This is a genomic window from Polaromonas sp. P1_G2 (genome assembly GCF_056405515.1).
This window is the reverse complement of record NZ_JBFUBY010000317.1, coordinates 1-4,383: the sequence shown is the minus strand read 5'-3', so window position 1 is coordinate 4,383 and position 4,383 is coordinate 1. Positions and strand designations below refer to the sequence as shown.

General features: G+C 63.3%; 4 protein-coding genes. All 4 read right to left on the bottom strand.

The features are described 5' to 3' along the window. Nucleotides 1-191: FHA domain-containing protein (locus AC1D0P_RS22470; protein ID WP_477678771.1), on the bottom strand; the 191-nt coding region annotated here is incomplete at its 3' end. A 39-nt stretch (nt 192-230) separates the two neighbouring features. Next, a complete protein-coding gene (locus AC1D0P_RS22465) occupies nt 231-1,016 on the bottom strand; it encodes a Stp1/IreP family PP2C-type Ser/Thr phosphatase (RefSeq protein ID WP_477655581.1) in 786 nt (261 codons plus the stop codon). 13 nt (nt 1,017-1,029) lie between these two features. Then, nucleotides 1,030-3,774, bottom strand: coding sequence for a CHASE2 domain-containing serine/threonine-protein kinase (locus AC1D0P_RS22460; protein ID WP_477678770.1), 2,745 nt, complete (start codon nt 3,772-3,774; stop codon nt 1,030-1,032). A gap of 309 nt (nt 3,775-4,083) precedes the next feature. Continuing rightward, the coding region (locus AC1D0P_RS22455; protein ID WP_477678769.1) for a TerC family protein at nt 4,084-4,383 on the bottom strand (300 nt) is incomplete at its 5' end.

Genomic DNA, 4,383 nt, shown 5'->3' with positions numbered 1-4,383 from the left:
CCATTGGTGCTGTTGAGGTCTTCAAGGTAGACCTCGTTGCCGGACATCTGCAGGACGGCGTGCTCCCCGCTGACAGCGAGGTTGTCAATGACGATGTCGTTGTAGGGCCTGCGACCCAAAGACGTCCTGTCTTTCGTCAACTGGACTTCCTTGATCACAACGCCGTCAATAGAGACGATCATTTTCGGCATGGCCGACTCCTGTCTGTTTTTAAATTTTCAGTCACCGCGCTATTTTCCCAGCATTCTGGACAAAAGCCCGCGCTTGACCGAGTCTTCTTTCGCGTAAGCCAGCAAGACGGAAATATTATCGCGTCCGCCGGCCTCGTTCGCCGCCGCAATCAGCTGCTTTGACTTTTGTTCCAGCGTTCCCGCGCCCGCCAGGATGGCGGCAATGCCCGGATCCGCCACCATGTCCGACAAACCATCGGAACACATCAGGTAGAGGTCGCCCGATTCCACGCGGTGCTCGTTGACTTCCACCAGCACCGTGTCTTCCACGCCCAGGGCGCGCGTCACCAGGTTCTTGTTCAGGGACGTCAGGGCCTGCTCGGGGGTGATCAGCCCGGCGTCGATCTGCTCCTGGAGCAGCGAGTGGTCCTTGGTGATCTGCTGGAGCTCCTGGCCGCGCAGGCGATAGCAGCGCGAATCGCCAATATGGCCCAGCATCAGGCGCCCGTCCTGGAAAACACCCACGACCAGCGTGGTGCCCATGCCCGTGTATTGGGGGTTGGAGTTGGCCGCGTTGAAAATCGAATGGTTGGCGTTTTCCACGCAGATTTCCAGCGCCCGGCGCACTTCCTTGGCATTCGCGTGCCGGCCCGCCTGGGACAGCCAGCGCCCCATTTCCGACTTGATGAAGGCCACGGCCATGCCGCTGGCGATCTCGCCGGCGTTGTAGCCGCCCATGCCGTCCGCCAGGATGCAAAGCCGCGTTGCCGGGTCGAACGCCACCGCGTCCTCGTTGTTGTCCCGCGTCAACCCTGGGTCGGTATGTGTACAAATCTCGTAGATCATCTTGTTCGTGTTGTCACTGGGTGTCTTTGTCGCTGGCGGGCGGCCTGGAGACAACGGTTTTGTCAAAGGTCTGGGCTCCGCCGGCATTCAGGGCCTGGGTGGCATCATAGGCGCTGGGCCCGGGCGCCGGCGCGGCGGGGGCGGATTGCGCCACCGTGGCGTCGAATGAAGCCCCGGGGGCGGCCGGCGGGGCTGAGTAGGCCGGCGCGGATGGGGCTGCGGGTGCGCCTCYCTCCAGGGCCGCGATGAGTTCGCGCAGGTCGGCCGCAAAGCGGTCGCCGTCCTGGTAGCGAAGCTCAGGTTTTTTGGCCAGCGACAGCGCAACGACCTCGGCCAGCCGCGCGGACAGCTCCTTGCGGATGATGCGGATGTCCGGCGCCTCTTCGTTGGCGATCTTGTACATCAGCTCGGCCATGGAGTCGCCGCGGAAGGGCAGCACGCCGGCCAGCATCTGGAACAGCATGACGCCCAGCGAATACAGGTCCGAGCGCCCGTCAACCTTCTTGCCGGCGATCTGCTCGGGCGACATGAAGCTGGGCGTGCCCAGCACCAGGCCGGTCTTGGTCTTGCTGGAATCCGTGATACGGGCAATGCCGAAGTCGGTCACCTTCACCGTGTCGCTGTCGATCTCGTACATGATGTTGGCCGGCTTGATATCCCGGTGCACCACGTTCTGTTTGTGAGCGTAAGCCAGGGCTTCGGCCACCCGAGCCACGATGGACAAGACCTTGGGAATCGGCAGCAGGCTGCCGTCCTTGGTGACGTCGGCAAGATCCTTGCCCTTGAGGAATTCCATGGCGATGTAAGCGAGGTCATGCTCTTCGCCGGCATCAAAAATCGTCACGATGTTCTGGTGCTGCWGGCGGCCGGCGGTCTCGGCCTCGCGGAAGAAGCGCTCGCGCGCATCATCGAGCTCCTCGCCCTCGAATTCCTGGCTCAGCGCCATGGTCTTGATGGCGACAACACGGCCAATCTTGGGGTCCTTGCCGAGGTAAACCACGCCCATGGCGCCCTTGCCCAGCTCTTTTTCCACCTGGTAGCGGCCCAGCATGGGTTTCTCGACGGCGCCGCCATCCAGCAGCATGGTGCCGCCGGGATGTGAGCCGCCGCCGCCCAGGATGACCGTCTCGGAAAGGTTTTTGGCGCGGTTCAGCCTGGACTGCAGGTCCTTGTGGTTCTTGTTATAGGTGGCCATGTACTCGTACACGGCCTGGGCCTTGTTGAACTGCCGCTTGCGCTCGAAGTCCAGCGCGAGGTTGTTCATGTTGTCCATCAGCGCATCGGTGAAAGGCACGCGGCGGAAACGGTCGAAAGCCATGTCAAGCTGGCCCTGGCCTTGCAGCGCCAGGCCCATCATGCGGTTGGTTTCAGCCGATTCCTCATCGGACTTGAGCTTGCCGGCCTCGGTCATCAGGAAGCGCTTGGTGGTCAGCGCCAGATGGCCTATGACCAGGAGGGCCGCGGGGAAGATGAACTTGAGCCAGGTCGCAGCCGCCGACAGCAGGCTGAACTCGACCACCAGCAGCACCACGAACAGCAGCAAGGTGACGATGGCGGCCTTGCCCGCCGAAAGACGCGGCAGCCCGGCAATCAGGTAGCCGGCTACCAGCAGCAACACACCCAGCGTGGCCCAGACGCCCCAGCCCGGCTGCACGATGAAGTGCTCGCTCAGGATGCTGGAGGTGATGTGGGCGATGGTTTCCGCCGGCGAAAGCCCGGGGCCGGCCGGCGTCGGAAACTGGGTGCCCACCCCCGCGGCGGTGGCTCCGATGATCACGATCTTGTCGGCGTACTTGGCGGCCGGAATCTTGCCGGAAATCACGTCGTAAAACGAATCCACTGCAAAAGCGGGCCGGCCATCCTTGCCCTTGTAAAACTGCGGCAGCATCAGCGCCGATTCGTCGGTCTTGACCATCAGCTTGCCGATCTGCACCGACTCACCCACATTGAGCTTGATATCGGCGGGCCCGAGGTTCAGGCTCTTGGCCGCCACCAGCAGGCTCATGGAGGGCACGGCCTTGCCGTAGTAATTAATCAGCAGCGGTTCCTGGCGCACGGCGCCGTCCACATCGGGCAGCTGGTTGAGGTGGGCGATGCCGGCGGCCGCCGCGCCTATCAGTTCGATGGGCTGCTGGCCGCGTATGGCCGGCAGCGAGAAGTTATTGGTTTCATCCACCGCGCTCTTCAGGGCATAGGCCGGCAACGGGTTGTCGGGGCGGCCCTGCGGCACGCCCAGCTGGAAAACAGAGGGAACCAGGACATTTCCGGCCTTGCCCATGCTGGCCGCGAGCTTGGCGTCGGTATCCAGGGCGATCTCGGCCTCGGCGATGACCTTGCCGAGCTGTTCGGGCAGGCCGCCCTGGGGGGCTGCGGCGGGATCCGCCACAGGGCCGAGTGCCTCCTTCATCTTGCGGATAAACACCAGGCCGCGGTCCGTCTGCGGCTCGAAGAAGAAAGCGGTGTGGGCGATGGTCTTGGCCTTGGCGGCCGAAAGCTGGTCGATCAGCTGCGCATGCACGTCGCGCGGCCAGGGCCAGCGGCCGATGTTGGCGATGCTCTGGTCGTCGATGGCGATGATGGCGATGCGGTCGGAGGGCTGGCGCGAAGTGCTGGTGCTTGCGAAATCGTAGTAGCGGCGCTCCAGGGTGCCGAAAAAGTCCGTCAGGCCATGCAGAAAAAGGACGGCCAGCACCACCAGGACCCCGACGAACCAGTCGGCCCGCCAGAACTGACTCAGCTTTCTAGATGATTTGGCCACTGCCCGTCCCTTGTCCTGTTTCGCTGTGCATAGCTATGCCGTTTTTTAATTGCTTTGTATTACCAGCCGCCCGGTAACGGCCGGTTTCGCGCACCCGGCACCGCCCGCCGGCTGTTTCGGCAGGTTACAAGTCTCCTGATAGGGGACATTAACAGACGGGGTGCGGCTGGACAAGGGACTTTTGCACGGCAGCCGGGCCGACTGTTGCAAATAAGTGGTTTTTCAGCGCATGCGCCAAAACCCGCGCAATGCGGGCATGGCAGGGGGGTGCTTTCCCGGCCTCGCCGCCGGGACGCGGTCGGGGGGACTTCAGGCCGAGGGCGCTTTTTCCTTCTGCCGTTTGGTCAGGTAAGTGCCCAGCGCCACGACTAGCACGGCGCCCAGGAGCCCGCCAGCGGTAACCGTGTGATCGCCGATAGGCCCGAAATGGGTGACCACGGCCGGGTCGGTCAGCAGCATTTCACCGGCCAGGAAGCCGAGCAGGGCGGCGCCTATGGTGATGATGATGGGGAAGCGTTCCATGACTTTGGTCAGCAAGGTGGCGCCGAAGATGATCAGCGGAATGCTGACCAGCAGGCCCAAAACCAGCAGCGGCAGGTTGCCCTTGGC